The sequence below is a fragment of the Actinomycetospora sp. CA-084318 genome (assembly GCF_050955885.1).
Classification (GTDB): domain Bacteria; phylum Actinomycetota; class Actinomycetes; order Mycobacteriales; family Pseudonocardiaceae; genus Actinomycetospora.
In genome coordinates this window covers 1,536,794-1,563,023 of the sequence record NZ_CP192098.1, presented here as the reverse complement: position 1 = coordinate 1,563,023, position 26,230 = coordinate 1,536,794, and the positions used below count along the sequence as shown (strand labels likewise).

The window sequence follows — 26,230 nt, the reverse complement described above, 5'->3', positions numbered from 1 at the left end:
CCGGGGTCCACCACAGCACGGGAGGTCCACCTCATGGGCGTCCGTACCTGGCTCGGCGAATGGCCGATGTTCCGCCAGGCGACCGGTCCGGATCCGCTCGCTCGCGGTGCCGCGGTGCAGAGCCCGCGCTCGAAGGAGCTCGCACCGCGCACCGACGCCGCCGACGAGGTGGTCAAGTCCGTCTGCCCCTTCTGCGCCGTGGGGTGCGGGCAGAACATCTACGTGCGCGACGGCCGGATCACCCAGATCGAGGGCGACCCGGACTCGCCGGTGTCCCGGGGGCGGCTGTGCCCCAAGGGCTCGGCGTCCACGTCGCTGGTGACCTCGCCGTCCCGCGTCACCACGGTCCGGTACCGCCGCCCGTACGGCACCGAGTGGGAGGACCTGGACCTCGACACGGCGGTCGACATGATCGCCGACCGGGTGATCGACGCCCGCCGCCGCGGGTGGCAGGACACCGACGACGAGGGCCGCGTCCTGCGGCGCACCCTGGGCTTCTCGAGCCTGGGCGGCGCGACGCTGGACAACGAGGAGAACTACCTCATCAAGAAGCTGTTCATGGCGCTCGGCGCGATCCAGGTGGAGAACCAGGCGCGCATTTGACACAGCGCCACCGTCCCCGGTCTGGGGACCAGCTTCGGCCGCGGAGGGGCCTCGAACTTCCAGCAGGACCTGATCCACTCGGACTGCATCGTCATCGAGGGATCGAACATGGCGGAGGCCCACCCGGTGGGCTTCCAGTGGGTGATGGAGGCGAAGCGCCGCGGCGCCACGATCATCCACGTCGACCCGCGGTTCACCCGCACGTCCGCGGTCGCCGACCTGCACGTGCCGTTCCGCGCGGGCGCCGACATCGCCTTCCTGGGCGGGCTGATCAGCTACGTGCTGGAGAACGAGCTCGACTTCCGGGAGTACGTGCAGGCGTACACGAACGCCGCCGACCTGGTCGGTGAGGAGTTCACCGACACCGAGGACGCGTCCGGGATCTTCTCCGGCTACAACCACGAGACCGGGCGCTACGACCCGGTGTCCTGGTCGCTCGAGGGCGAGGGCTGGAGCGCGCCGGCCGCCGGTCAGCGCGACCACTGGGAGTCCCAGCTGCGCGAGCACCACGCCGCGATGTCCTCGGACACCGCGGGCGGGGCCGGCGACGCGGCGAACGCGACGGGGTCGCCGGAGCGCGACGAGAGCCTGCGCCACCCCCGCTGCGTCTACCAGGTCCTGCGGCGCCACTACGCCCGCTACACCCCCGAGGCGGTCTCGCGGGTCTGCGGCATGGGCGTCGACCAGTTCCTCGCGGTCGCGAAGGCGATCACGGCGAACTCGGGCCGCGAGCGGACCACGGCGTGGGTGTACTCGGTGGGCTGGACCCACCACAGCGTCGGCGCGCAGTACATCCGCGCGGCGGCGATCCTGCAGACCCTGCTGGGCAACATGGGGCGTCCCGGCGGCGGCATCCTCGCGCTGCGCGGGCACGCCTCGATCCAGGGGTCGACGGACATCCCGACGCTGTACGACCTGCTGCCCGGCTACATCCCGATGCCGAACGCGCACCTGCACGAGGACCTGCGCAGCTTCCTCGACGCGGACGCGGCGAAGACCGGCTTCTGGGGGAACATGGACACCTACCTGGTGTCCCTGCTCAAGGCCTGGTGGGGCGACGCGGCGACGGCGGAGAACGACTTCGCGTTCGACTACCTGCCGCGCCTGACCGGCGACCACGGCACGTACGGGATCGTGCGGGACCAGATCGACCGGAAGACCTTCGGCTACTTCCTCGTCGGGGAGAACCCGGCGATCGGGCACGCCAACGGCAAGATGCAGCGCCTCGGGCTCGCGAACCTGGAGTGGCTCGTCGTCCGGGACATGCAGATGATCGAGTCGGCCACCTTCTGGAAGGACGGGCCGGAGATCGAGACCGGTGAGCTCCGCACGGAGGAGATCGGCACCGAGGTCTTCTTCCTGCCGTGTGCGAACCACACCGAGAAGTCCGGGACGTTCACCAACACCCAGCGGCTGCTGCAGTGGCGCCGCGAGGCGGTGCACCCGCCGGCGGACGCCCGTTCCGAGCTGCACTTCTACTTCCACCTCGGGAAGCGGATCCGGGAGAAGCTCGCCGGCTCGACCGACGTGCGCGACCGCCCGCTGCTGGACCTGACGTGGGACTACCCGACGTTCGGCATCCACGACGAGCCGGACCCCGAGTCGGTGCTCGCCGAGATCAACGGCCACGACGCCGAGGGCCACCCGCTGTCGAGCTACACGCAGCTGAAGGCGGACGGCTCGACGACGGCCGGCTGCTGGATCTACACCGGGGTCTACGCCGACGGCGTCAACCAGGCCGACCGGCGCACGCCCGGCTCGGAGCAGGACTGGGTGGCCGCGGAGTGGGGCTGGGCGTGGCCGGCCAACCGCCGCACGCTCTACAACCGCGCCTCGGCCGACCCCGAGGGCCGGCCCTGGAGCGAGCGCAAGGCCTACGTCTGGTGGGACGAGGAGAACGAGCGCTGGACCGGCCACGACGTCCCCGACTTCGAGGCCACGAAGCCGCCGTCGTTCAAGCCGGAGGAGGGGGCGACCCGCCAGGACGCCCTCGCCGGCACCGACGCGTTCATCATGCAGGCCGACGGGAAGGCGTGGCTCTACGCGCCGGCCGGTATGGCCGACGGGCCGATGCCCACGCACTACGAGCCCGTCGAGTCGCCGGTGGCGAACCTGCTGCACGACCAGCAGCACAACCCGGCGCTGGAGCGGATCGACCGGGCGTGGAACCGCATCAACCCGGCGCAGAGCGAGGTCTTCCCGTACGTCTTCCTCACCTATCGGCTCACCGAGCACCACACCGCGGGCGGCATGAGCCGCACGCTGCCCTACCTCTCGGAGCTCCAGCCGGAGTTCTTCTGCGAGATCTCGCCTGCGCTCGCCGCCGAACGGGGTCTCGAGCACATGGGATGGGCGACGCTGATCTCGGCGCGGACGGCGATCGAGGCGCGCGTGATGGTCACCGAGCGCATGAAACCGCTGCGGATCGGGGACCGTGAGGTGCACCAGATCGGGCTCCCGTACCACTGGGGCTCGAACGGCATCTCGACCGGCGACCCGGCGAACGACCTGCTCGGCGTCGTGATGGACCCCAATGTCCACATCCAGGAGTCGAAGGTCGCGACCTGCGACATCCAGCCCGGACGTCGACCACGCGGCCCCGAGCTCCTCGAGTACGTCGCCGACTACCGCCGCCGCGCGGGGGTCGAGCCGGGAGGGATCGAGTAGTGACGAACGTCTTCGACGCGTTCTCCGGGACGGCGAACTCGCTGTACGGCGAGCTCCCCGACCCGGCCGCGGACGCCGGGTTCGACCCGTCGCACCCCAAACGGGTCGGGTTCTTCACCGACACGTCGGTCTGCATCGGCTGCAAGGCCTGCGAGGTGGCGTGCAAGGAGTGGAACCTCGTCCCCGACGACGGGACCGACGCCTCGGACCTCTACCGGCTCACCGGGATGTCCTACGACAACACCGGTGACCTCGGGGCCTCGACGTGGCGCCACGTCGCGTTCATCGAGGACGTCCGCCCGCACGGGTCGGCGACGAAGGCCCACGGCGGCGCGGCGACCGTCTCGAACGGCGACGTCACGACGGGGCACATCCCGAGTGGGCTGCCCGCCCTCGGCGGTGGGGCCCTGCCGAAGGCCCCCCGCGACGCGGCGACTCCCCCGCCGGGGGGCGGCACGGTCGATCTGCTGACCCTGCTCCCCGACGCCGGGGCGCACGGCCAGCAAACCCCGGACGACGAGCGCGACGTCCGGTGGCTGATGGCCTCGGACGTCTGCAAGCACTGCACGCATGCCGGGTGCCTGGACAACTGCCCCACCGGCGCGCTGTTCCGCACCGAGTTCGGCACCGTCGTGGTGCAGGACGACATCTGCAACGGCTGCGGCTACTGCGTGCCGTCGTGCCCCTACGGCGTCATCGACGTGCGCGGGTCGGACGGCGGCGCGCACAAGTGCACGCTCTGCTACGACCGGCTGGGCAGCGGGCTCGAGCCGGCGTGCGCGAAGGCGTGCCCGACGAACTCCATCCAGTTCGGCGACCTCGACGAGCTGCAGGCCGCCGCGGACGCCCGGCTCGCCGAGCTGCACGGCCGCGGGGTGGACGAGGCCCGGCTCTACGGCCGTGACGAGAACGACGGCGTCGGCGGTGACGGCGCGTTCTTCCTGCTGCTCGACGAACCGGAGGTTTACGGCCTGCCGCCGGACCCGATCGTCACCACCCGGGACCTGCCCGAGATGTGGCGCAACGCGGCGCTGACCGCGGTGGGCCTGGGCGTCGCGGCCGTGGCGGCGTTCTGGAAGGGCGGGCGGCGATGACCGAGGACCTGAACCCGACCGGGATGCCGGAGCGGTCGCGGATCGACCACGACCAGGTCAAGCCCCGGCGCGGGGGTGGCCGGGGCCGGAAGGGCGAGCAGCTCCAGGTCCCCGAGGCGGAGTTCCGCAGCTACTACGGGCGCCCGATCATCAAGGCGCCGGTGTGGAAGAACCCGGACGTCCCGCTGTACCTGTTCCTCGGCGGGCTCGCGGGCTCGTCGTCGGTGCTCGCGGCGATGGCGGTCGCCACCGACCGGCCGTCGCTGCGGAGGGCGGGCCGGTACGTGGCCGCGGGCGGGGCGATGGGCGGCACGGTCTTCCTCATCCACGACCTGCACCGCCCGAGCCGCTTCCTCCACATGCTGCGGGTGTTCAAGCCGACGTCGCCGCTGTCGGTCGGATCGTGGATCCTCTCCCCCTTCGCGGCGTTCGCGACGGCGGCGGCGGGCGCCGAGGCCCTGCGTCCGTTCCTGGGCGAGCGGGGCCCGGGCCGGTTCGTGCGCGTGGCCGGAGACGTCGCCGGGGTGGGTGCGGCGGTCGTCGGGCCCGCGCTCGCGACGTACACCGCGGTGCTCATCTCGAACACGGCCGTCCCCACGTGGCACGAGGCGCACCGCCACCTGCCCGTGCTGTTCGCCGGGAGTGCCGCGGCGGCCGGGGGCGGGTTCGGCCTCGTCGCCGCGTCGGTCCGCGACAACGAGCCCGCCGCGCGGCTGGCCGTGGCCGGTGCGGTGGTGGAGCTCGCCACCGAGCAGAAGATGACGCGCGACCTCGGCATGCTCGCCGACGTCTACGACAAGGGCCGCGCGAAGACGCTGATGACGGCGTCGAAGGCGTGCCTCGCGGTCGGCGCGGTCGGTGCCGTGGTCGGACGGAAGAAGCGGTGGTCGGCGGTCCTCTCCGGGCTCGCGCTCATGGCCGGGTCCGCCCTGACCCGGTTCGGTGTGTTCGACGCCGGGATCGCCTCGGCCAACGATCCGGCGCACATCGTCGTGCCCCAGCGCGAGCGCATCCGTCGTCGGGAGGAGGCTGTGCAGGCCGGGACCACGCCGCCGGACCGGCACTACGTGCCCGCGGCCGGGAACTGACGGCCCTCCTCTGCGAACGAACGGCACTCTCGCGCACATCGATGGAGCGAGAGTGCCGTTCGTTCGTGCAAGGACGGTCGTGGGAGCGCAGACTCGGTCGCCGTGACCACCGCGCCGACGACGCCACGCCGTCCCTGGATCCCGGTCGCCGGGGTGGTGCTGCTCGCGGTGGTGCTGCTGGTCTGGGCGAAGTGGCAGCCGTACTGGGTGAAGGTGCCGTCGGTGGCGGGCTCGGGGTCGCTCGGGTCGTCGATCCTGCCGGCGGACGGGGTGTCGCTGCGGGCCGGTCTGGCGTTCGCGGGGACCTTCCTGGCGATCTGGCCGGCGCTGGTCACGGGGCTCGTCCTCGCGGCGGCGATCCGCACCGTGCTGCCCGCGGACTGGACGGCGCGGGTGGTCGGGCGCCGCGGCAGCGTGGTCGGGAGCGCGCTCGCGGTGCCGGGGATGATGTGCAGCTGCTGCTCGGCCCCGGTGGCGGTCGGGCTGCGGCAACGGGCCGCCGACGTCCGCGCGGCCCTGGCGTTCTGGCTGGCGAGCCCCGCGCTGAACCCCGTCGTGCTGGTGTTCTGCGCGTTCGTGCTGCCGTGGCCGTGGACGCTGCTGCGGCTGGCGGCCGGGCTCGGCGTCGTCGGGATCGGAGCGCTCGCCGCGCGCCGGGCGGGCGACGCGCCGGACCCGACCGGCCTCGTCGTCGCCACCGACTCCGGCGACGACGGCCGGCCGCTGCCGATCCGGTTCCTCGGCGCGCTCGGGAGCCTGTCGCTGCGGCTGCTGCCCGAGTACCTGGTGCTCGTCGTGGCGCTCGGCGCGCTGCGGGGCGTGCTGTTCCCGGTGGGCGCGGGGCTCGCGGGGACGCACGGGGCGGTGGTGATCGCGGTCGTCGTGCTGCTCGCGGTGGCCGGGACGCTGCTGCCGATCCCGACCGGCGCGGAGATCGCCGCCGTCGCCGCGCTCCTCGCGGCCGGGGTGTCCCCGGTGATCGCGGCGGCGCTGCTGATCACGCTGCCGGCGATCAGCCTGCCGTCGCTGCTGATGGTGCGGCGGGTGTTCCCGACGCGGGTGCTGGCGACGGTGACGGTCGGGACGGTGCTGGTCGGGGTGGCGTGCGCCGTGGTCGTCGCGGTGGGTGGATCCTGGACGGCATGACCGATCCCCGGCGACGGATCCCGCGCACCGATGCCGTCCTCGCCGACCCGCGGGTGGCGCAGGCCGTCGCGGTCGTCGGGAAGGCGCGGGTGAAGGACGTCGTGCTCGCGGCGCAGCAGCGGGCGCGGGCCGGCGAGATCGGGCCGGACGCGGTGGTCGACGCGGTGGTGGCGGACCTGCCGCGCAGTGCCGCGAGCCTGCGGCCCGTGCTGAACGCGACCGGCGTCGTGCTGCACACCAACCTCGGGCGGGCCCCGCTGTCGGGCGCGGCGCGCGAGGCGCTGGTGACGGCGGCGGGCACCACGGACGTGGAGCTGGACCTCGGCACCGGCGGCCGCGGCCGGCGGGGGGCGGGCGCGATGGCGGCCCTGGCGGACGCGGTGCCCGACGCGGGCGGGGTGCACGTGGTGAACAACGGCGCCGCCGCGCTGATCCTCGCCGCGACCGCGCTCGCCGCCGGGCGGGAGATCGTCATCGCGCGGGGCGAGATGGTCGAGATCGGCGACGGGTTCCGGCTGCCGGAGCTGCTGGAGTCGACCGGGGCGCGGCTGCGGGAGGTCGGGACGACGAACCGGGTGCGGGTCGACGACTACGCGGACGCGGTCGGTCCGGACACCGGGATGATCCTCAAGGTGCACCCGTCGAACTTCGTGGTGCAGGGCTTCACGTCGAGCGTGCCCGCCGGGGACCTGACGGGGCTCGGGGTGCCGGTGGTGGCCGACATCGGGTCCGGTCTGCTCGCACCGCACCCCCTGCTGCCCGACGAGCCGGACGCGGCCACGGAGCTGCGGGCGGGGGTCCCGCTGGTGACGGCGAGCGGGGACAAGCTGCTCGGAGGTCCGCAGGCGGGGCTGCTGCTCGGCGACGCCGACCTGGTGCACCGGCTGCGGCGGCACCCGCTGGCGCGCGCCCTGCGCGTGGACAAGCTGACGCTCGCGGCGCTGGAGGCGACACTGCGCGGCCCCGTGCCGCCGGTGCGGGCGATGCTGGAGGCGGACGTCGCGGACCTGCGCGCGCGGGCCGCGGCGGTGGCGGGGGCCGCGGGCGGCGAGGTCGTCGACTGTGCCGCCCAGGTCGGCGGCGGGGGCGCGCCGGGCGTCGACCTGCCCAGCGCCGCGGTGGCCCTGCCGGTCGCGTACGCGGAGGCGCTGCGGTCCGGGGACCACCCCGTCGTCGGGCGGGTGGAGCAGGGCCGGTGCCTGCTCGACCTGCGGTCGGTGCTGCCGGACGACGACGCGCGGCTGGTGGCGGCGGTGCGGGCGGTGGCCGACTCCCTGATGGCAGGAAAGCGTCGTTGCTGCCATCCGACGACAGCAACGACGCTTTCCTGCCAGGAGGCTGAGGACGGGGATCCGTCGTCGTGAAGGTGCTGGCGACCGCCGGACACGTGGACCACGGCAAGTCGACGCTGATCCGCGCGCTGACCGGGATGGAGCCCGACCGCTGGGCCGAGGAGCGGCGGCGCGGGATGACGATCGACCTCGGGTTCGCCTGGACGGACATCGGTGGCGACACGCTCGCGTTCGTCGACGTCCCGGGGCACGAGCGGTTCGTGACGCAGATGCTGGCCGGGGTGGGCCCGGTGCCCGCGACGATGTTCGTCGTCGCCGCGGACGCCGGGTGGATGCCGCAGTCCGGCGAGCACCTCGACGCGCTGCACGCACTCGGGGTGCACGACGGCGTCCTGGTCGTCACGCGCTCGGACCTGATGGAGCCCGAACTCGCGCGTGACGAGGCGCTCGAGCACCTCGCGGAGTCGACGCTGGGGCGGCTGCCCGCCGTGTGCGTGTCGGGCACGACCGGCGCGGGGCTGGACGACCTGCGCGCCGAACTGACGGCGCTCGCCGGGCGGCTGCCCGATCCCGACCCCGGCGCCGACGTGCGGCTCTGGGTCGACCGCGCGTTCACGATCCGCGGGGCGGGCACGGTGGTCACCGGGACGCTCGGGGGCGGGCGGATCGCGGTCGGCGACGAGCTGGAGCTCGGCGACCGCACGGTGTCGGTGCGCGGGCTGCAGTCCCTCGGGGCGCCCGTCGAGACGGTGACCGGCGTGGCGCGCGTGGCGGTGAACCTGCGCGGCGTCCCGCTGGAGGACGTGCACCGCGGCGACGCGCTGCGGACGCCGAGGCGCTGGCTGGCCGCGGGGACCGTCGACGTGCGGGTGCACCCGCCGCGGGGCGCGGAGGGCGTCGGGCGGCTGCCGGCGCAGGTCATGGTGCACGTCGGGTCGGCCGCGGTCGCGGCGCGGGTGCGTCCGCTCTCCCGGGAGGACGCGCCGGACGCCGAGCCGGGCGCCCGGACGGTGCGGCTCACCCTGCGCGAGCCGCTCCCCCTGCGGCCCGGGGACCGTGCGCTGCTGCGCGACCCGGGCGCGCACGCGGTGCTCGGCGGGGTCACGGTGCTCGACGTCCGCCCGCCGGAACTGCGCCGCCGCGGCGCGGCCCGGGCGCGGGCGGGCGAGCTGGCAGCCGGCGACGGCACCCCGGACACCGCGGTGGAGCTGTCCCGACGACGCGTGCTCCGCGCGGCCGACCTCGCCGGTCTCGGCCTCGCCGACCCGCCGTCGGGCACACCGTCCGCCGCCGGCTGGTACGTGGACCCGCAGCACCTCGACGCGCTCGCTCCGCGGCTCGTCGAGCTGGTCACCGGGCACGCCGCGGCCGACCCGCTCGAGCCGGGCCTGCCGACGCGGGCGGCGCAACGGGGCCTGGACCTGCCCGACCAGCGGCTCGTCGGGCTCGTCCTCGCCCGCTGCCCGGACCTCGTCGAGGAGGGCGGCCGCATTCGGCGCCGCGGCGACGGCGGGCTCCCGGCGACGGTGCGTGACGCCGTGGCGACCGTGCTCGCGGACCTCGCCGACGCCCCGTTCGCGGCCCCGGAGGCGAACCGGCTCACCGAGCTCGGGCTGGGCGGGCGGCAGCTGGGGGCCGTGGTGAAGGCGGGCGAGCTGCTCCGCGTCGCGGACGGCATCTACCTGCGCCCGGACGCCCCCGACCGGGCCGTCGAGGTGCTCGCCACGCTCGACCAGCCGTTCACCGTGTCGGCCGCGCGGCAGGCCCTCGGCACCACCCGCCGGGTGGCCGTGCCCCTGCTCGAGCTGCTCGGCCGCACCGGCCGGACCCGCCCCGAGGGGGACGGGCACGCCGTGCGTCAGCTGCCCTCGGACAGATCCTGACGCAGCGCCGCGAGGGTGCGGGTGAGCAGGCGGGAGACGTGCATCTGGGAGACGCCGACGCGCTCGGCGATCTGCGTCTGGGTCATGCCGCCGAAGAAGCGCAGCATGACGATCGTGCGTTCGCGCTCCGGCAGCCGGCGCAGGGCGGGCTGGACGGTCTCCCGGTGCTCGACCTGGGTCAGCTCGTCGTCGTCGGTGCCGAGGACGTCGGCGAGCCGACCGGACGACGGGTCGTCGACGAGCATGTCGTCGAGCGAGCTGGAGCGGTAGGCGTTGGCCGCCTCGAGCGCCTCGAGGATCTCCTCGCGCGGCTTCGAGAGCCGCTCGGCGAGCTCTCCCGCCGTCGGGGCGCGGCCGAGCTCCTGGGAGAGCGCGGGCATCGCGGAGCCGATGGCGAGGCGCAGGTCCTTGAGCCGCCGCGGGACGCGGGTGGACCACGCCTTGTCGCGGAAGTAGCGGCGGACCTCTCCGGTGATGGTGGGCACCGCGTAGGAGAGGAAGTCCGATCCGCGTTCCGGGGAGAACCGGTCGACGGCGTGGATCAGGCCGACCGTGGCGACCTGCTCGAGGTCCTCCTGCGGCTCGCCGCGCTGCGCGAAGCGGCGGGCGATGTGCCGGGCGAGGGGCAGGTAGCCCTGGACGAGCCGGTCCCGCAGCGCCTCCCGGCGCTTGTCACCGACCGGGAGCGAGGCGTGCTCCGCGAGCAGGGGCGCGAGATGGGAATAGGAGTCGTCGCGCTTCTCCTGCTCGGCAGGGACGCTCACGTCGTCGTCCGGTCCTTGAGCAGTCGGATGCCGATCCACGACGGGTCGCGGTCGAGCACCTCGGCGACGTCGGTCAGCGTGTCCAGCACCCGCCAGCCGAACGTGTCCTGGCGCAGCGTGGTCGGGCGGTCCACCGGCACGCGCGCCACGACCGCGACCCGGCCGTCGACCACGGTGAAGCCGCACCGCAGCTGCCCGCCGTCGCTCGCGAGCGGCACCAGGGCCGAGCAGGCCTCGTCCACCGCCATGCGCAGGTCGGACACCGCGTCGAGGTCGAAGTCCGCCCGGGCCGCGAGGTCGGCCGCCACCGCGCGCACCGATGGGATCAGCGCGGGGTCGGCGTGCACCCGGACCTCGACGGGGCTCGGGACCTCCGCCAGGCTCGTCACGTCGGGCAGGCCGTCGACCTCGGTCGCCACGCCCGCGGCGGGAACCTCGGGAACGCGCTGCTGCGGATCGGGCATCTGCACGACTGCTGGTCTCCGTTTCGCGGGTCGGGGGACGCCCGTCGGGCGTCCGGGAAATCGGCGACGGGGACCACCCCGCCGCGTCACCGTAACGGCGCACACGCCGCAGGTCACCACCGGTTCTCGCCGCGCGTGTCGACGGTGTCGACGACGGCGGGACGAGGCGCGCGGCGCGACGGGCGGTCAGGCCGCGAGGGCGTCCTCGACGGTGGTGTGGATCTCGAACAGATCCGTCAGCCCGGTGGCCTGCAGCGGGCGGCTCACGGGACGGCTGTCGGCGACCAGGCGGAGGGCGACCCCGCGGTTGCGCGACTCGTCGAGGGCCTCGACCAGCAGCGCCAGCCCGCTGGAGCCCAGGAACTCGACGGCGAGCATGTCGAGCACGAGGACCGACAGCCCGGCGGCCAGCTCCTCGGTCACCTTGGCCCGCAGCGCCGGCGTGGTGAGCATGTCGATCTCGCCGGTCAGACGGATGACCGAGGTCTCCCCCGACCGTCGGACGTCGACGCCCATCGGCTCCTCGGTGGAGAACTCCTCCTCGGTGGCCACGGCCTCCCGCCCCCCGTTCCCTGCGCTGTCAGTCATGCACCGACTCCTCGACCTGCTGATGGCGGCCCGTGCCGTCCGGTCATCACGGACGGTCAGGTGGCACGCACGATACCCACCGGGTCGGACACTACTCGCGACGCACGGTCGCCGGACGGTCGCACGGTGGCGACCGGGCGCACGACACGTCGGCGACCGCGAACGCGTCCGACCGGGTGACCCGATCTGGTTTGTGATCGCCAGCCCCCGGTTATACCCGCGTCGCCCCCGTCGGGCAGGTCACCCGCGACCGCCGACTCCTGTTCGGAAGGCCTGGAGGTTCCCGTGGCTGATGTGCGTCTGCTGCCCGGCCCGATCATCGACGAGTGGGACTGGCAGTTGCACGGGTCGTGCCGCGGCATGGACTCGAGCTTCTTCTTCCACCCCGACGGCGAGCGTGGCCCGCGTCGCGAGCAGCGCGCCAGCCAGGCCAAGAAGGTCTGCATGAGCTGCCCGGTGCTCGACCCCTGCCGGCGGCACGCGCTGGCCACCAAGGAGCCCTACGGCGTGTGGGGCGGGCTCACCGAGGACGAGCGTCGCTCCGCGCTGCGTCGGCCGCGCGCCGGCGAGGTCGTCCTCGAGGGCTGATCCGCCCCGGCGGTCAGAGGTACTGACCGCCGAACTGGCCGCCCTCGGCGGGCGTCGACCCGCCGGGCAGGGCGGCCCCGGCCCGCCCGGACCGCCCCTGACGCATCTGCTCCAGCTGTCCCCGGGCCGCCATCTGCTGGGCCAGCACGGCGCTCTGGATGCCGTGGAAGAGCCCCTCCAGCCACCCGAGCAACTGCGCCTGCGCGATCCGCAGCTCCGCCTGCGACGGCACCTCGTCGGTGCCGAGCGGCAGCGAGATCCGCGCCAGCTCGTCGCGCAGCTCCGGGGCGAGTCCCTGCCCGAGTTCCTGGATCGACCGGGCGTGGATGTCCGCGAGCCGGGCCCGGCCGGCCTCGTCGAGCGGCGCCGAGCGGACCTCCTCGATGAGCTTGCCGACCATGCCGGCCACCCGCATCACCGCGCCGGGCGACTCCACCAGCTCCGCCGTGCCGGCTCCGTCGCCCGCCCCGCTGGCGGCCGCGGCGGCCAGGGCGGACGGGTTGGCGGGACGGTCCTCGGCGCCCTCGGCGCCCTCGCCGGCATCGGTGCTCACGGCATCCATCATGGCGTGCTGCCGATCCCCGCGCCCTCCGACCGTGGGCGTGGGTGATCGTGCCTGATCATCGCGGGTGGCCGCGCTTGCCCGGGGTCGAGCCGGGGTATCACGGCCGCGAGGTGAATCGTGCAGCAGCTGGCGTTCGAGACCCGCGCCGCCCCGTCGTCGGGCGACGCGGTGGTGGTGACGGTCCGGGGGGACCTGGACCGCACCGACCGTGACCAGTTCGTGCGCACCCTCGCCGACCTCCTCGTCGAGCACCACCGGGTGGTCCTGGAGTGCGCGGAGCTGCGGCCGCAGCACGCGTCCGTGGTGCACGCCTTCACGGAGGCCCTGGCCCGCACGCGGGGCTGGCCGACCGCCTGCCTCGTCCTCGTCGCGCCCGAGCCGTCCCTCGCCGCGCTCCTGGCCGGCTCCGGCGTCGCGGGCCGCATCCCGGTGTTCGACGACGTGGCGCAGGCCCTGGCGCACCTCGACGACCGGCCGCCGGTGCTGCGGGACTGGTGGCGCTTCGCGGTCGACGCGCACGCGCCCGGCCGGGCCCGGGGGAACGTGCGGGACACGTGCCGGCGCTGGGGCGTGTCGGACTCGGTGCGCGAGGCCGCCGAGATCGTCGTGACGGAGCTCGTGACGAACTCGGTCGAGCACGCCAGCAGCGCCTCCGTCGTGGAGGTGGAGGGACGCGGCACGACCCTGCGGATGACGGTGCGCGACTACGGCGTCGGCTTCCGCATCCCGGAGGCCGACACCTGGGTCGCCCCGCCGACCTCCTCGCCGCGCGGGCGCGGACTGGCGATGGTGGCGGCGGTGTCGCGGGAGTGGGGCCTGCAGCGCCACCCCGACGGCACGACGATCTGGGCGGAGCTGACGCCGGAGTCGGTCGGGGCCTGAGCCCGCACGTCAGTCGCGGTGGGTGACCAGCTCCAGCACCGCCGCCTCGACCTGCTCGCGCATCGCGAGGTCGGACGGGTCGGCCTCGCGCACCGCGTCCAGCACGGTGCGGCCGGACTCGAAGTGCTCCACGAGGACCGGGTCGACGTAGGACCTGCGGCACACGGCCGGGGTGTTCCCGAGCTGCGCGGCCACGGTCTTCATGGTGTGGGTGACGGCGGCCTTGCGCTTGCGCTCCGCGGTGGGCGGGGCCCCGTCGGCCCCGACCTGGGTCGCGAGCGCCACGGCCGCGACCACGCCGGCGTTCCAGGTGCGCAGGTCCTTCGCGGTGAACTCGTCGCCGACCAGCTCGTGCACGGCGTCGTTGACGTCGTCGGCGGTCACGTCGTGCCACACCCGCTTCCGCTGCCGGGTGGCCGACCAGGCGAGCAGGTCGTCCCCTCCCCCGCGGCGGCGCTTGAGGGAGGTGACGAGGCGGTGCGTGGCGGGGTCGGCGATCGTCAGCGTCCGCGGCACGCCCGCCTTCGCGACGTAGCGGAACTGCACCGACCCGTCCTTGCGGGCGCTGGCGTGGTCGCGGCGCAGCGTCGCCAGGCCGAAGGAGGCCTCCGAGTACCTGTCGCCCTCGGCGTACTCCTCGCCGCCGACGCGGAACACGCCGAGGTCGAGCAGCCACACCGCTCCGGCCATCACCCGGTCGCGGCCGAGCCCGTCGGCGTCCAGGCGCTCGAGGAGACGCTTCCGGACGTCGGGCAGGTGGGCCCCGAGCCGCGCGACCCGCTCGAACTTCTCGCGGGACTGCTGTTCGGTCCACTCCGCGTGGTAGCGGTACTGGCGGCGTCCCGCGGCGTCGGTGCCGACGGCCTGGATGTGCCCGTCGGCGCGCGGGGAGATCCACACGTCGCGCCAGGCGGGCGGGATGACCAGCGCCGTGATGCGGTCCAGCGTCTCCGGATCGGAGACCGCCTCGCCCGAGGTCAGGTCGAAGTAGCTGAAGCCCTTCCCCCGGCGGCGGCGACCGAGTCCGGGCCCGTGGGGGTCGACCCTCGTCAGCGTCACCGGCCCGGCTTACCCCCTGGTAGGACGCCCGCAACCGGGCGTTTCCGGCGTCGGGCCCCGGCCCATCCCCGCGCCGTGACAGCGGCCCGCACTCCTCAGACCTCCCCGCTCACCGGTCCGTGCGGCCCGGTCGACGTCGACGCCGCCGCGCTCGACGCCGCGACGACGCGCTACCTCGGCGAGGGCGCCGAGCTCACCGACGGCCAGCGCGACGCGATCCTCGCGGCCCTGGCCACCGACACCCTCGCCGTCCTGCCGCCCGCGGCCGGCAAGACCGCGATCTACACGATCGCCGGGGACCTGCTCGGCGGGCGCACGATCGTCGTGTCACCGACCCTGTCGCTGCACCGCGACCAGATCGCGCACCTCACCGAGGCGGGGGTGCCCGCGGCCGCCCTCAACTCCGAGACCGGGCGGGGCGCGCTCGCGGCCTTCGCCGCGGGCGAGCTCGCCGTCGTCGTGACCTCCCCCGAGCAGCTCGCGCGACCCGACGTCCTCGCGCAGCTCGCGGCCGGGGAGCCGACCCTGCTCGTCGTCGACGAGGCGCACTGCGTGAGCGACTGGGGCCCGGACTTCCGGCCCGACTACCTCGCGCTCGCCGCCGCCGGCCGGGCCCTCGGCTCGCCGCGGGTGCTGGCGCTGACCGCCACCGCCTCGCTGCCGGCCCGCGAGGAGATCCTCGACCTGCTCGCCGTGCCCGACGCCTGCGTGGTGGTCCGCGACGTCGACCGGCCCCGGACCCACCTCACCGTGCGCCTGGTGCACTCCGAGGAGGCGAAGTGGCAGCACGTGGTGGACACGGTGGGCGACCTGGAGGGCGCCGGCATCGTCTACGTCACCACCCGCGGCCACACCACGCTGGTCGCCGAGCGGCTGGCGGACGCGGGGGTGACGGCCCGCGCCTACCACGGCGGGATGCGGAAGAAGGAGCGTCAGGAGGTCCAGGACGCCTTCATGGCCGGCGAGGTGCCGGTGGTCGTGGCCACGAGCGCGTTCGGCATGGGCATCGACAAGCCGGACGTGCGGTGGATCGTCCACGGCGACGTGCCGACCTCGATCGACGCCTACCACCAGGAGATCGGCCGGGCGGGCCGCGACGGCGGCGCCGCGACGGCCGTGCTCTTCCACCGGCCCCAGGACCTCGCCCGCCCGAAGCTGTTCGCCTCCGGCCGCGACGCCCGTGCCGCGGCCCTGGCGACCGTGATCGAGGCGATCCGGCTGCACGACGACGGGGTGGCGCAGGCCGAGCTGGCCGACGCGGCCGGGCTGTCGAAGGCCGCGCTGTCCCGGGCGATCCCGGCCCTCGTCGTCGGCGGCAGCGTGGTGCAGGCGCCGGGACGGCGGCTGCTGCGCGGACTCAACGAGGCCCCGGCGATCGAGGTGGCCCGGGCGGCCGCCGATCTGGTCTCGCGCAGTCGCGAGCGGCAGCGGTCGAAGGTCGAGCTGGTGCGGCGCTTCGCCGAGGGCTCCGGCTGCCGTCGGCGCACCCTGCTCGAGGTCCTCGGCGACGCACGCGACGAGCCGTGCGGGAACTGCGACCACTGTGACTCCGGCGACGTCGGCGATCCCGGCGAGCGCTCCGGCGCGTCCCACGGAGAGCCGGTGCCCGGGGAGTCCGTGACCCACGACGAGTGGGGCCGCGGGATCGTGCAGACGGTCGGCGACGACACCGTGGTCGTGCTGTTCGACGACGTCGGCTACCGGACGCTGTCGATCCCGGTCCTCCGCGAGCGGGGACTGTTGACCTCCGTGTGACCGTGCAGGCGTTTGCCTGTCACACAGGGTGCCGATTCTGATAGTGCTGACATCCCTGCCCCCAAACGGAAGGTGCCCGTGCTCCTCGACCCCATCTCGACCCGGCCGTCCGCCGATCTCCCCAGCCTCCCCGCCGTCGTCCCCGATCCGACCGACACCGCCGTCCTCCCCACCCCCACCCGCGTGCTCCCCGCCGACCTCGGCGCCCTGGTGACCCGCGCGCGGCGCGACCGCGGTTCCGCGCTCGCCCTGGTCCACCTCCTGCTGGAGCGCGACTGGACCGCCACCGAGGTGGGATCGGCCCTCGACGGGCTGGTGGCGCTGACCCGCCCGCAGATCGAGGCGCTCGCCACCGTGCGCCGGCCCCGCACGTCGGCCTCCGACGTCGCCGACCGGCTCGTCGCGAACCGCCGCCCGCTCACGTCCCGCGTGCCGCATCCGCGGACTGCGTGAGCTGAGCACCCTCCCGAGTGCACGCAGTGCGTCGCTGCGTGCACTGGACGCCTGGAAAGGCGGCATCGTCGATCACCTGACGACGGTGCCGCTTTTCCTGTCACTGGGTGCAAGCAGTGACGCATTGCTTGCACCGGGAGGTGCAGATCGGCGGGTCCTCACGGCGGGCAGCGGGTAGGACTGGGAACCTCGTCCGCGAGTCCCCCCGAGAGGAGCCCGGTGCCCGGCGTCAGTGCTGATCTGGCCGACCTCGCCGCCGCGTACGGCGTCGCCACCCGCTACCGCGACGCGGACGACCGCGACGTCGACGTCGAGGCCGACGTGGTGGTCGACGTCCTCGCCGCGCTCGACGTGGACGCGTCCGGCCCGGAGGCCATCGCCGCCGCGCTGGCGAACCGGCGCCAGGGCGCCCTGCCGCCCACGCTCGTCGTCGGGAACGCGCCCGTGGAGCTGCCCGAGCCGGGGGAACTGACCCTCGAGGACGGGACCACGAGCCGGGTGTCGACGCTCGCCGACCTGCCCGTCGGCTACCACCGCGTGACCTGCGGGCACGAGGAGGCGGCGGTGCTCGTGCCGCCGTCGCGGCTGGCCGAGGTCCCGCGGACGTGGGGCTGGATGGTGCAGCTGTACTCGTTGCACTCGCCCGGCTCGTGGGGCTGCGGGGACCTCGTCGACCTGCGCGACCTGCTCACGGCCGCCGCCGGACAGGGCGCGGGCGCGGTGCTGTGCAACCCGCTGCACGCGCTGCGGCTGGAGCCGACCGTCGAGTCGTCGCCGTACTCGCCGTCGTCGCGCCGCTTCCTGCACCCCGTGTCGCTGCGGATCAGCGCCACCCCCGCGTACCGGGCGGCACCCGCGCACGTGCGCTACGCGGTCGACCGGCTCGCGCCGGACCGCGACCTGTCGCGCGACAGCGACCCGACCGACCTGATCGACTACGACGCGGTCTGGGCCGCGAAGCGCGCCGCGCTCGCCCTGCTGCGGCCGTTCGCCGTCTCGGTGGGCGCGACGCCGGGGATCGAGCACGAGGTGCCCCCGGTGCCCGGCGCGTACGTCGACCCCGCCGAGGGCGACGACCCGGACGCCGCGCTGGCCGCGGAGCACCGCGCCGTGGTCGCGGCGCTGCCGCCGGCGCTGCGCGACGTCGCCACCTGGTACGCGCTCGCCGAGCGCCACGGCCCCGAGTGGCGGAGCTGGCCGGAGGACGTCCGCTCCCCCGACGGGACCGGCATCGAGGCGGTCCGCGAGGAGCTCGCCGACCGCATCTCGTTCCACGGCTGGTGCCAGTACCTGCTCGACCACCAGCTCGCCGAGGCGCACGCGGCGACGTTCGGGATGCCGGTCGGGCTGATCGCCGATCTCGCCGTCGGCTGCGCGCCCGACGGCGCCGACGCGTGGGCGCTGCAGTCCTTCCTCGCGCCCGGCGTGCACGTGGGCGCCCCGCCGGACGACTTCAACCAGCGCGGCCAGGACTGGTCGCTGCCGCCGTGGCGCCCGGACCGGCTCGCGGAGGCCGGTTATGCGCCGCTGCGCGACATGCTCGCCGCCGTGCTGCGGCACGCCGACGGGGTGCGGATCGACCACGTCGCCGGGTTGTGGCGGCTCTGGTGGATCCCGCCGGGGCGGCCCGCCACCGAGGGCACCTACGTGCACTACGACGCGGCGGCGATGCTCGCGGTGCTCGCGATCGAGGCCTCGCGGGCCGGGGCGGTCGTCGTCGGGGAGGACCTGGGGACGGTCGAGCCGGAGGTGACCGAGGGGCTCGCCGAGCACGGGATGCTCGGCTGCGCGGTGCTGTGGTTCCAGCGCGACGACGACGGGAACCTGCTCCCGCCCTCGCAGTGGGATCCCTCGACGTTGGGGACGATCTCCACGCACGACCTCCCGACGGCGGTCGGCTTCCTGCGCGACGAGCACGTCCGCATCCGCGACGAGGCCGGCCTGCTCACCGACGTCGACTCCGCCCGCGAGCAGGCGGAGCGCGAGCGTGGGGAGCTGATCGACCTCCTCGTCGCGCAGGGCGTGCTCGGGGACGACCGCAGCGAGGCGGCGGTCGTCGCCGCGATGCACCGGCTGCTCGCGGGCGCCGGGTCGCGGATCGTGCTGGCCGCGTTCACCGACGTGCTCGACGAGGTGCGCCAGCCGAACCTCCCGGGCACCACCGACGCCTACCCGAACTGGCGCATCCCGCTCCCCCTGGCGCTCGACGACCTGCTGCGCGACCCGCGGGTGCAGGCGACGGTGGAGGCGCTGCGGGGGCGCTGACCCCTCCCTCGCCACATGGCAGGAAAGCGTCGTTGCTGTCACTGGCTGACAGCAACGACGCTTCGCTGCCACTCGGGGGTCACAGGGGCAGGAGATCCACCGCCGACGAGCCGCGGTCGGGCAACGTCGTCGCCGACTCCTGGTGGTACGCCCCGCTCGGCAGGATCCCCGCCGCGCCGGAGCGGGCCATGACCCGTTGCTGCACGAGCACGTCCTCGCCGTGCGCGTCCTCCGGTACCTCCCGCCAGAAGTCGAACCCGCCGGCGTCGAGCAGGGCGGCGCGGTCGAACAGCACGCAGCCCGCCGCCCAGGCGATGCGGTAGGCCGACCACGACGACGGGTCGGGCACGGCCGCGCCGGGCGCGTCCAGGCCCGCCGCGAACGCCAGGTGCATCCCGTTCGCGGCGTTGCCGAGCCGCCAGCGCTGCCAGGCGGCCGACTCCTTCTCGATCCGCTCCGGGCCCGGCGTCCACTCCTCGTAGGTGACGCGCTCGTGGGGGCGGTCGTCGTCGAGGTGGGAGAGCCCCTGCATCGCCGCCGCGACCATCCCGCAGCCCAGCGTGCGCAGCGCGGCGTGCAGCCGGGCGAGCACGCCGGGCTCGAGCCACACGTCGTCGTCGAGGAAGAGCACCGCGGGCGCCGAGGAGCGCGACAGCAGGAAGGAGCGCTGCTCGGCGATCCCGCGGCGCGGCAGGTGCCGCAGCAGCTCGACCTCGACGCCCCGGAACCGCAGCGCCCGCACCAGGGTCGCCGCGGACGGGGTGTCGAAGGACGCGGCACCGTCCGACTGGTCCGACACGACCACCCGGAACGTCACGCCGGACTGCGCGGCGAGCCCGGCCAGCGTCGTCGCGAACTCCACCGGCCGGTCCTTCGTGGGGATCAGGACGTCCAGCTCAGCCACGCGCCCGGATCCGTTCCACGATCAGCGAGGTCGACCGGTCCGGCAGGTAGTCCAGGATCGCCACCCGGCCGCCGTAGGCGGTGACCGTCGGGGTCTCCGGGAGCATGTCCGGCGTGTAGTCGCCGCCCTTGGCGTAGACGTCGGGGCGCAACGCCTCGAGCAGCGCGACCGGGGTGTCCTCGGCGAACCCGACCACGTGGTCGACGCAGGACAGGGCCCCGACCACGGCGGCCCGGTCGGCGAGCGGGTTCACCGGGCGTTCCGGGCCCTTGAGCCGGGCGACGCTCTCGTCGGCGTTGAGCGCGACGACGAGGACGTCGCCGAGCCGTTTGGCCTGGTTGAGGTACGCCACGTGGCCGCGGTGGACCACGTCGAAGCAGCCGTTGGTGAACACGATCCGCCGCCCCTCGGCGCGGTGCTCGGCGACGATCCGGTCGAGCTCGGCCGGGGTCGACAGCGAGCCGCCGGACTCCCCGACGCGCGCGGCGAGGTCCGCGGTCGAGCACACCGCGGTGCGGGCGCGGCCGACGACGACGTCCGCCGCCGCCTGCGCCAGCTCCACGGCGGTCGGGGTGGGCGTGCCGGCGGCGAGCGCGAGCGTGAGGGCCGCGGTGAAGGAGTCGCCGGCCCCGCAGGTCCGGCTCTCCGGCGCGGGCCGGGCCCACGTGCGGTGCGCCGGCTGGTCGGTGCCGAGCAGGACGGCGCCGTCGCGGTCGAGGGTCGCCACGACGGCGGCCGAACCCGACCGCCGTCGCAGCTCGCCGGCGGCGGCCTCGGCGGCCGCCGCCCGGTCCGGGCCGCGCAGGGGGCGGCCGAGCAGGGTGGCCACCTCCCCCGCGTTCGGGGTCACGACGTCGGGTGCGGTCGGCTCCCAGCGCGCGACCACGTGCGCGTCGACGACGAGCACGCCGAGCCGGTCGCGGCGCGCGGCGACCGCGGTCACCGCGTCGTCGTCGAGCGCCCCGGCGGCGTAGTCGCAGATCACGGTCGCGGCGGGCGGATCCGCGAGAGCACCGTCGAGCGCCGCCGCGAACCCGGGGACCGGGTCGGCGGGCGGCACGGTGTCGTACCGGGCGACCATCGCGTCGTCGGCGACGATCCGGCGCTTCGCCGCGGTGGGCCGGCCGGGGTCGACGACGACGCCCGAGGTGTCCACCCCGGCGTCGGTCAGTAGCGCGCGCACGGTGCGTCCGTCGTCGTCGTCACCGACCACCGAGACCAGCGCGACACGCGCGCCGAGGGCCGCGAGGTTGACCGCGGTGTTCGCGGCGCCGCCCGCGGCGCACCGGGTGCGGTCGATCTCGACGACGGGGACGGGGGCCTCGCGCGAGAGGCGCCGGCTGGGTCCGGTCATCCAGCAGTCGAGGACCGCGTCCCCGACGACGACGACCCGCGGTGCGGCCTCGGCCAGCCGCCGGGGCAGGTCGGCGGCCAGTGGGGCGCGATCGAGTGGCGTCAGCGACACGAGACCCTCCGCTCGGACGGGCCGGGGACCTCGACGCGTGGCCGGTACCGGGAGTCCTCGCTAGTCTTCGGCCACCGCACCCGCGGGGTCGAGCAGCCTGCCCCCGGAACCCACCGACGATCCTCGCGCGTCATCCGCCGGTTCCCGGCTGCCCGCAGGTCGTCCGTGCCACAGGAGGCCGAGTGCACGACCCGGGCACCGTCGAGGTCGCCCTGCGGGACGCGAGCGACGGGGTCGCCGTGGTCGCGATCGTCGGTGACGTGGACGCTGCCGCGACGGCCGCCGTGCGGGCCGGGGTCGACGAGGCCGCCGCCGGCGCGCGCGCCGTGGTGCTCGACCTCGAGCAGGTCGAGCTGCTCGCCTCGGCCGGCATGACGCTGCTCCTCGAGGTCACCGAGGACCTGCGCTCGCGCGGCGTCCCGCTGGTGCTCGCCGCACGGGCGCGCACGGTGCGCCGCCCGCTGCGGATCACGGGTCTGGACAAGGTGCTCTCCCTGCACGACGACGTGGCCGGCGCGCGGGCGGCGGTGGGTGACGGTCTCGATCACGGGTAGGACGACTCCCCGGACGCGGCCACCAGCAGCTCGCGGACCTCGCTGCCCGGGGGGCGGGTCAGCGCGAACAGCACCGCCTCCGCCGTCTGCGCCGGGTCGTTGAGCTGCGCGTCGGGGCCGGGCTTGTACTGCTCGGGGCGGTCGTCGAAGAAGTGGGTCCACATCCCGCCGGGCACGAGCAGCGTCACGCCGACCTTGCCCGCCCACTCCGCGGCGATCGCGCGGGTGAAGCCGACGACCCCGAACTTCGAGGCGCAGTAGGCGCTGGCGTCCGAGACGGCCTTGACCCCGAGCGTCGAGGAGACGGTGACGACGGTGCCGTGGCGCTCCTCGAGCGAGGGCAGGGCCGCGCGGACGACGGCGGCGGTGCCGAGCAGGTTCACCGCGACGACGCGTTCCCACTCCGCCCACTCGACGTCGACGATGCGCCCGCACCGGTCGATGCCGGCCGCGGTGACGACGCCGTCGAGCGCGCCGTGCTCGTCGATCGCGCGGGCGACCGCGGTCTGCGCGGCCTGCGGGTCGGCGAGGTCGACCTCGACGAAGGCGTGCCCGGCGTCGGGAGCCTTGAGGTCGAGGACGATGGGGGTGCCGCCGGCGGTCGCGACGGCCTCGGCCACGGCGGCGCCGAGTCCGGACGAGCCGCCGGTGATGAGGACGGTGCCGGGGTTCGTCATGGGGTTCCTCCTGGAGTCAGTGCTGCGAGCAGCCGGGTCGACGAGCGACCGGCATGGTAGGGGACGGCGACGACCTCGCCGCCCCAGGAACGGACCAGCGGCGCCTCGGGGAGGTCGTCCGCCGCGTAGTCGCCGCCCTTGACCCAGACGTCGGGGCGCAGGCGGGCGATCAGGGCCTGCGGGTCGTCCTCGTCGAACACCGCGACGGCGTCGACGCAGGCCAGGGCGGCGAGCAGTTCGGCGCGGTCGGCCTGCCCGACGATCGGGCGTTCGGGGCCCTTGAGCCGCCGCACCGAGTCGTCGGAGTTCAGGCAGACGACCAGCACGTCGCCGAGGGCGCGCGCCGCCGCGAGGGTGCGCGCGTGTCCGGCGTGCAGGAGGTCGAAGCAGCCGCCGGTCGCGACGACGCGCCCGCCCCGACGACGGGTGGCCTCGGCCAGGGCGACGGCCGCGTCGGCGTCACCGGGGACGAGGGGCTCGTCGTGAGGGGAGGATCCGCCCGCACCGACCTCGCGAGGGGTCCCCTCACGACGATGGGGGGTGCGGGAGTTCCCCTCACGCGGGACGGCGGGGTGCGACCACGTGCCGTCGGCGGCGCGACGGACCGCGCCCGCTCCCCCGCCGGCGACGAAGGCTCCGGCGGCACCGACCGCGGCGGACACGGCCTCGTCGGGTGCGGCCCCGCCGGCCAGGGCGAGGGCGGCCGCGGCGGCGAACCGGTCGCCGGCGCCGCACGGGTCGCCGCCGGTGACGGGCACGGCGGGCACCACCGCGTTGCCGGCCGCCGAGCGCAGCAGCGCGCCGTGCGACCCGGCGGTGACGACGACGGCCTCGACCGCCCAGGCCTCGCGCAGGTCGCCGGCAGCTCGGGACGCGACCCGCAGCCAGTCGTCGAGATGGCGCTGGTCGGTCCCGTCCGGGCTGTCCGGCACGGATGAGCGCCGTCTCGACGACGCAGCGGCGCCGGCCTCGGCCAGGTTCGGCGTCACGAGCGCGGCGCCCGGCACCGGGTCGGTGCCCTTCGGGTGCGGATCCCACACGAGCGGCAGGCGCCGGGCGGCCGCGGTGAGCAGGTCGCGCAGCGCCGGGTCGGCGGTGACCCCGCGGCCGTAGTCGGCGACGAGCACCGCGCCGGCGTCGGCGAGGGCGTTGGCGACCGGGCCGAGGTCCCACGGGCCGGTGCCGAGACCGCCCGTGTCGAGCCGGAGCAGCGGCCGGTCCCCCGCGAGCATGCGGGTCTTGCGCGGCACCTCACCCGTCGTCGGGAGCCCGACCACCTCGACCGTGCCGGCCAGCAGCTCCCGGAGCCGGGCCGACCCGTCGTCGTCGCCCAGGGGCGCCACGAGGCGCACCGGGCGCCGGGTGGAGAGCGCCGCGAGCAACGCGGCGAGGGCCGCGCCACCGGGGCGGGGCCGCTCGGCGTCCGCGTCGAGGACCGGCACCGGCGCGTCCGGGCAGAGGCGGTCGGCCGACCCGTCGACGTCCACGTCGAGCAGGGCGTCGCCGATCACGACCAGCGGCGGGAGTGCTGCATCCCGTCCCGTCGCTTCGCTCGCCCAGGTCATGCGACCGACCTCCCCAGCGCGGAGTCGACCATCTCGCAGAGCAGGTGCACGGCGACGAGGTGCGCCTCCTGCACCGACGGCGTGACGCCCGGCAGGCAGATCGCCTCGTCACTGGCCTGCGCCAGCGGGTTCGGGGCGGGCCCGGTGATCGACCAGACGGTGACACCGAGCGCCCGCGCCACCTCGGCGGCGGCGAGCAGGTTCTCGCTGCGGCCGCTGGTGGAGAGCAGGATCAGCACGTCGCCGGGCCGGCCGTGCGCACGGACCTGGCGGGCGTAGATCTCGACGAAGCCGTAGTCGTTGCCGAGCGCGGTGATCGTCGAGGTGTCGGCGTGCAGCGCGAGCGCCGAGAGCGGTTCGCGCTCGCCGCGGTAGCGCCCGACGAGCTCGGCGGTCAGGTGCTGGGCCTCGGCGGCGCTGCCCCCGTTGCCGGCGGCGAGCAGGCGCCGGCCGGCGGAGAGCCGCGCGGCGAGCTCCGCACCCCACGCCGCGAAGACGGGGGCGTGCGAGCGCACGGCGGTCAGCGTCGCGGCGAGGCCGTCGAGATGCTTCCCGACGACGAGCTCCGGGTCGGGCCGGGTGTCGGTGCGGACGGGCGGGGTGGCGGGGACGGCGCTCACGAGTGCACTCCCGTCATCTCGGCGACCACGGGGCCGACCGGGGTGCGGCTGTCGAGCACGTCGCGGTAGACGGCGACGGTCGCGGCGGCGACGCGGTCCCAGGCGTAGTGCTCCAGCACCCGGGCCCGGCCGGCGCGTCCGAGGCGCGCGCGGGCCGCGGGGTCGGCGAGCAGGGACGCGACGGCGCGGGCGGCGGCGTCGGGGTCGCCGGCGGGGACGTGCAGGCCGGTGACGCCGTCCACGACGGTGTCGGCGAGCCCGCCGACCTCGGCGGCCACCACGGGACGCCCGGCCGCCATCGCCTCGAGGGGCACGAGGCCGAACGGCTCGTAGGTGGGCAGCTGCACGACGACGTCGGCGTCGCGCATCAGCTCGGGCACGGCGGCGGGGTCGACCCGGCCGACGAAGCGGACGCGGTCGGCGACGCCCTCGGTGGCGGCGAGGGTCTGCAGCCGCACGACCTCCGGGTCGCCGGCCAGCTGCGCACCGGCGGGCCCGCCGGCGACGACGAGCTCGGCGTCGCCCGGGACGCGGGCCAGGGCCCGGATCGCGGTGTCGACGCCCTTGCGGGGCACCAGGCGGGAGACGGTGAGGACGCGCGCCGGGCCGGGCCGCCGGCGGGCGTCGTCGGGAAGGCCGAAGCGGTGGACGTCGACGCCGCAGGGGACGACGTCGACGTTCGTCGCCGGGACGCCGAGGGCCATCAGCTCGCGGACCTCGTCGGCGCAGGTGGCGACGACGCGGTCGACCTGGGCGCCGAGGTCGGACTCCAGCGCGACACGCGAGGGCGGGCTGGTGTCGGCCGCGCCCTGGTGGCGGCGCTTGACCGCACCGAGCGCGTGGAAGGTCTGCACCACCGGCACCCCGAGGGCGCGTCCCGCGTCGAGCGCGGCCAGGCCGGACATCCAGAAGTGCGCGTGCACGACATCGGGGCGGGCGAGCGCCCAGCGCTCGCGCAGGACCGCCGCGAAGGCGCCCATGTGCTCGAGCAGGTCGTCCTTGGCCAGCTCGACGGCCGGGCCGGCCGGCACGTGGTCGACCACCACGCCGGAGGCCAGGCGCACCTGGTCCGGGGTGTGGGGATCGGTGCGTCGGGTGTGCACGACGACCTCGTGGCCGACGAGTGCGAGGGCCTCGGCGAGGGCGTGCACGTGGACGTTCTGCCCGCCGGCGTCGACGCCGCCGAGCCGGCCGTGGCCGGCCCCGTCGGAGCGCACGGCGAGCGGGCTCGCGTGCTCGGAGACCATGGCGATGCGCATGGCGCTGTCCTCCCGGGTGCGCGCGCACGC

Annotated in this window: 23 protein-coding genes; 12 read left to right on the top strand and 11 right to left on the bottom strand. The window is 75.4% G+C overall.

The features are described 5' to 3' along the window. The first annotated feature begins 33 nt into the window (after positions 1-33). From fdh to selB, 6 genes are all read left to right on the top strand, one after another. Positions 34-3,270, top strand: coding sequence for a formate dehydrogenase (gene fdh / locus ACQPYX_RS07730; protein ID WP_433802318.1), 3,237 nt, complete (start codon positions 34-36; stop codon positions 3,268-3,270). Further along, positions 3,270-4,364 (top strand): 4Fe-4S dicluster domain-containing protein, encoded by a 1,095-nt coding sequence (locus ACQPYX_RS07725; protein WP_433802317.1) that lies wholly within the window; start codon positions 3,270-3,272, stop codon positions 4,362-4,364. Before fdh ends, ACQPYX_RS07725 begins: the two co-directional genes overlap by 1 nt. Beyond that, complete coding sequence (gene nrfD / locus ACQPYX_RS07720) at positions 4,361-5,452, top strand: NrfD/PsrC family molybdoenzyme membrane anchor subunit (protein WP_433802316.1); 1,092 nt, start codon at positions 4,361-4,363, stop codon at positions 5,450-5,452. Before ACQPYX_RS07725 ends, nrfD begins: the two co-directional genes overlap by 4 nt. 102 nt (positions 5,453-5,554) lie before the next feature. After that, the gene (locus tag ACQPYX_RS07715) at positions 5,555-6,598 is read left to right on the top strand and encodes a permease (RefSeq protein WP_433802315.1); all 1,044 of its coding nucleotides are present in this window, start codon (positions 5,555-5,557) and stop codon (positions 6,596-6,598) included. Beyond that, positions 6,595-7,962: an L-seryl-tRNA(Sec) selenium transferase gene (gene selA / locus ACQPYX_RS07710; protein WP_433802314.1), complete on the top strand. Its 1,368-nt coding sequence runs from the start codon at positions 6,595-6,597 to the stop codon at positions 7,960-7,962. The genes ACQPYX_RS07715 and selA overlap by 4 nt, the downstream gene beginning before the upstream one ends. Next, a complete protein-coding gene (gene selB, locus ACQPYX_RS07705; RefSeq protein WP_433802313.1) occupies positions 7,959-9,773 on the top strand; it encodes a selenocysteine-specific translation elongation factor in 1,815 nt (604 codons plus the stop codon). The genes selA and selB overlap by 4 nt, the downstream gene beginning before the upstream one ends. Here selB and ACQPYX_RS07700 read toward each other — a convergent pair. From ACQPYX_RS07700 to ACQPYX_RS07690, 3 genes are all read right to left on the bottom strand, one after another. Beyond that, positions 9,749-10,537 carry an RNA polymerase sigma factor SigF gene (locus ACQPYX_RS07700; RefSeq protein ID WP_433802312.1) on the bottom strand — a complete coding sequence of 263 codons (789 nt, stop codon included), beginning with the start codon at positions 10,535-10,537 and terminating at the stop codon, positions 9,749-9,751. The two genes, selB and ACQPYX_RS07700, sit on opposite strands and share 25 nt — an antisense overlap. Next, positions 10,534-11,001, bottom strand: coding sequence for an ATP-binding protein (locus tag ACQPYX_RS07695; RefSeq protein WP_433803690.1), 468 nt, complete (start codon positions 10,999-11,001; stop codon positions 10,534-10,536). Before ACQPYX_RS07695 ends, ACQPYX_RS07700 begins: the two co-directional genes overlap by 4 nt. Before the next feature lie 186 nt (positions 11,002-11,187). Continuing rightward, entirely contained in the window at positions 11,188-11,589 is a 402-nt protein-coding gene (locus tag ACQPYX_RS07690; protein WP_230759769.1) for an STAS domain-containing protein, read from the bottom strand. Positions 11,590-11,874: 285 nt separating this feature from the next. Here ACQPYX_RS07690 and ACQPYX_RS07685 point away from each other — a divergent pair, with 285 nt between their 5' ends. After that, complete coding sequence (locus ACQPYX_RS07685; protein WP_433802311.1) at positions 11,875-12,177, top strand: WhiB family transcriptional regulator; 303 nt, start codon at positions 11,875-11,877, stop codon at positions 12,175-12,177. 13 nt (positions 12,178-12,190) lie between these two features. On the opposite strand, the gene ACQPYX_RS07680 is transcribed toward ACQPYX_RS07685, so the two are convergent. Next, the gene (locus ACQPYX_RS07680) at positions 12,191-12,739 is read right to left on the bottom strand and encodes a proteasome activator (protein WP_433803689.1); all 549 of its coding nucleotides are present in this window, start codon (positions 12,737-12,739) and stop codon (positions 12,191-12,193) included. A gap of 120 nt (positions 12,740-12,859) precedes the next feature. Here ACQPYX_RS07680 and ACQPYX_RS07675 point away from each other — a divergent pair, with 120 nt between their 5' ends. Further along, positions 12,860-13,624 carry an ATP-binding protein gene (locus tag ACQPYX_RS07675; protein ID WP_433802310.1) on the top strand — a complete coding sequence of 255 codons (765 nt, stop codon included), beginning with the start codon at positions 12,860-12,862 and terminating at the stop codon, positions 13,622-13,624. 9 nt (positions 13,625-13,633) lie between these two features. Here ACQPYX_RS07675 and ACQPYX_RS07670 read toward each other — a convergent pair whose 3' ends face one another. Continuing rightward, positions 13,634-14,683, bottom strand: coding sequence for a DNA topoisomerase IB (locus ACQPYX_RS07670; protein WP_433802309.1), 1,050 nt, complete (start codon positions 14,681-14,683; stop codon positions 13,634-13,636). Between the two features lie 75 nt (positions 14,684-14,758). On the opposite strand from ACQPYX_RS07670, the gene ACQPYX_RS07665 reads away from it, so the two are divergent. The 3 genes from ACQPYX_RS07665 (at position 14,759) to malQ (ending at position 19,156) form a co-directional block, all read left to right on the top strand. Further along, positions 14,759-16,438 carry a RecQ family ATP-dependent DNA helicase gene (locus ACQPYX_RS07665; protein ID WP_433802308.1) on the top strand — a complete coding sequence of 560 codons (1,680 nt, stop codon included), beginning with the start codon at positions 14,759-14,761 and terminating at the stop codon, positions 16,436-16,438. 78 nt (positions 16,439-16,516) lie between these two features. Continuing rightward, positions 16,517-16,891 (top strand): hypothetical protein, encoded by a 375-nt coding sequence (locus ACQPYX_RS07660; protein WP_433802307.1) that lies wholly within the window; start codon positions 16,517-16,519, stop codon positions 16,889-16,891. 219 nt (positions 16,892-17,110) lie between these two features. Further along, the gene (gene malQ / locus ACQPYX_RS07655; RefSeq protein WP_433802306.1) at positions 17,111-19,156 is read left to right on the top strand and encodes a 4-alpha-glucanotransferase; all 2,046 of its coding nucleotides are present in this window, start codon (positions 17,111-17,113) and stop codon (positions 19,154-19,156) included. 79 nt (positions 19,157-19,235) lie between these two features. On the opposite strand, the gene ACQPYX_RS07650 is transcribed toward malQ, so the two are convergent. Continuing rightward, a complete protein-coding gene (locus ACQPYX_RS07650; RefSeq protein WP_433802305.1) occupies positions 19,236-20,060 on the bottom strand; it encodes a glycosyltransferase family 2 protein in 825 nt (274 codons plus the stop codon). After that, positions 20,053-21,525 carry a D-glycero-beta-D-manno-heptose 1-phosphate adenylyltransferase gene (gene rfaE2, locus ACQPYX_RS07645; RefSeq protein WP_433802304.1) on the bottom strand — a complete coding sequence of 491 codons (1,473 nt, stop codon included), beginning with the start codon at positions 21,523-21,525 and terminating at the stop codon, positions 20,053-20,055. The genes ACQPYX_RS07650 and rfaE2 (ACQPYX_RS07645) overlap by 8 nt, the downstream gene beginning before the upstream one ends. Positions 21,526-21,707: 182 nt before the next feature. On the opposite strand from rfaE2 (ACQPYX_RS07645), the gene ACQPYX_RS07640 reads away from it, so the two are divergent. After that, the gene (locus ACQPYX_RS07640) at positions 21,708-22,079 is read left to right on the top strand and encodes an STAS domain-containing protein (RefSeq protein WP_433802303.1); all 372 of its coding nucleotides are present in this window, start codon (positions 21,708-21,710) and stop codon (positions 22,077-22,079) included. Here ACQPYX_RS07640 and ACQPYX_RS07635 read toward each other — a convergent pair. From ACQPYX_RS07635 to ACQPYX_RS07620, 4 genes are read right to left on the bottom strand one after another with little or no spacing between them, the layout of a single operon-like run. Continuing rightward, positions 22,070-22,756: an SDR family oxidoreductase gene (locus tag ACQPYX_RS07635; protein WP_433802302.1), complete on the bottom strand. Its 687-nt coding sequence runs from the start codon at positions 22,754-22,756 to the stop codon at positions 22,070-22,072. The genes ACQPYX_RS07640 and ACQPYX_RS07635 overlap by 10 nt on opposite strands. Next, positions 22,753-24,321, bottom strand: a complete 1,569-nt coding sequence (gene rfaE2, locus ACQPYX_RS07630) for a D-glycero-beta-D-manno-heptose 1-phosphate adenylyltransferase (RefSeq protein ID WP_433802301.1) — start codon at positions 24,319-24,321, stop codon at positions 22,753-22,755. The genes ACQPYX_RS07635 and rfaE2 (ACQPYX_RS07630) overlap by 4 nt, the downstream gene beginning before the upstream one ends. Beyond that, positions 24,318-24,941 (bottom strand): D-sedoheptulose-7-phosphate isomerase, encoded by a 624-nt coding sequence (locus ACQPYX_RS07625; protein WP_433802300.1) that lies wholly within the window; start codon positions 24,939-24,941, stop codon positions 24,318-24,320. The genes rfaE2 (ACQPYX_RS07630) and ACQPYX_RS07625 overlap by 4 nt, the downstream gene beginning before the upstream one ends. Beyond that, positions 24,938-26,200, bottom strand: a complete 1,263-nt coding sequence (locus ACQPYX_RS07620) for a glycosyltransferase (RefSeq protein ID WP_433802299.1) — start codon at positions 26,198-26,200, stop codon at positions 24,938-24,940. Before ACQPYX_RS07620 ends, ACQPYX_RS07625 begins: the two co-directional genes overlap by 4 nt. Positions 26,201-26,230: the final 30 nt, after the last annotated feature.

Bases quoted from the DNA above. Each gene is read 5' to 3' on its own strand.
- nrfD (WP_433802316.1), top strand. From the start codon at position 4,361: ATGACCGAGGACCTGAACCCGACCGGGATGCCGGAGCGGTCGCGGATC.
- selA (WP_433802314.1), top strand. From the start codon at position 6,595: ATGACCGATCCCCGGCGACGGATCCCGCGCACCGATGCCGTCCTCGCC.
- ACQPYX_RS07695 (WP_433803690.1), bottom strand. From the start codon at position 11,001: ATGCCCGATCCGCAGCAGCGCGTTCCCGAGGTTCCCGCCGCGGGCGTG.
- ACQPYX_RS07690 (WP_230759769.1), bottom strand. From the start codon at position 11,589: ATGACTGACAGCGCAGGGAACGGGGGGCGGGAGGCCGTGGCCACCGAG.
- ACQPYX_RS07680 (WP_433803689.1), bottom strand. From the start codon at position 12,739: ATGGATGCCGTGAGCACCGATGCCGGCGAGGGCGCCGAGGGCGCCGAG.
- ACQPYX_RS07635 (WP_433802302.1), bottom strand. From the start codon at position 22,756: ATGACGAACCCCGGCACCGTCCTCATCACCGGCGGCTCGTCCGGACTC.
- rfaE2 (WP_433802301.1), bottom strand. From the start codon at position 24,321: ATGACCTGGGCGAGCGAAGCGACGGGACGGGATGCAGCACTCCCGCCG.
- ACQPYX_RS07620 (WP_433802299.1), bottom strand. From the start codon at position 26,200: ATGCGCATCGCCATGGTCTCCGAGCACGCGAGCCCGCTCGCCGTGCGC.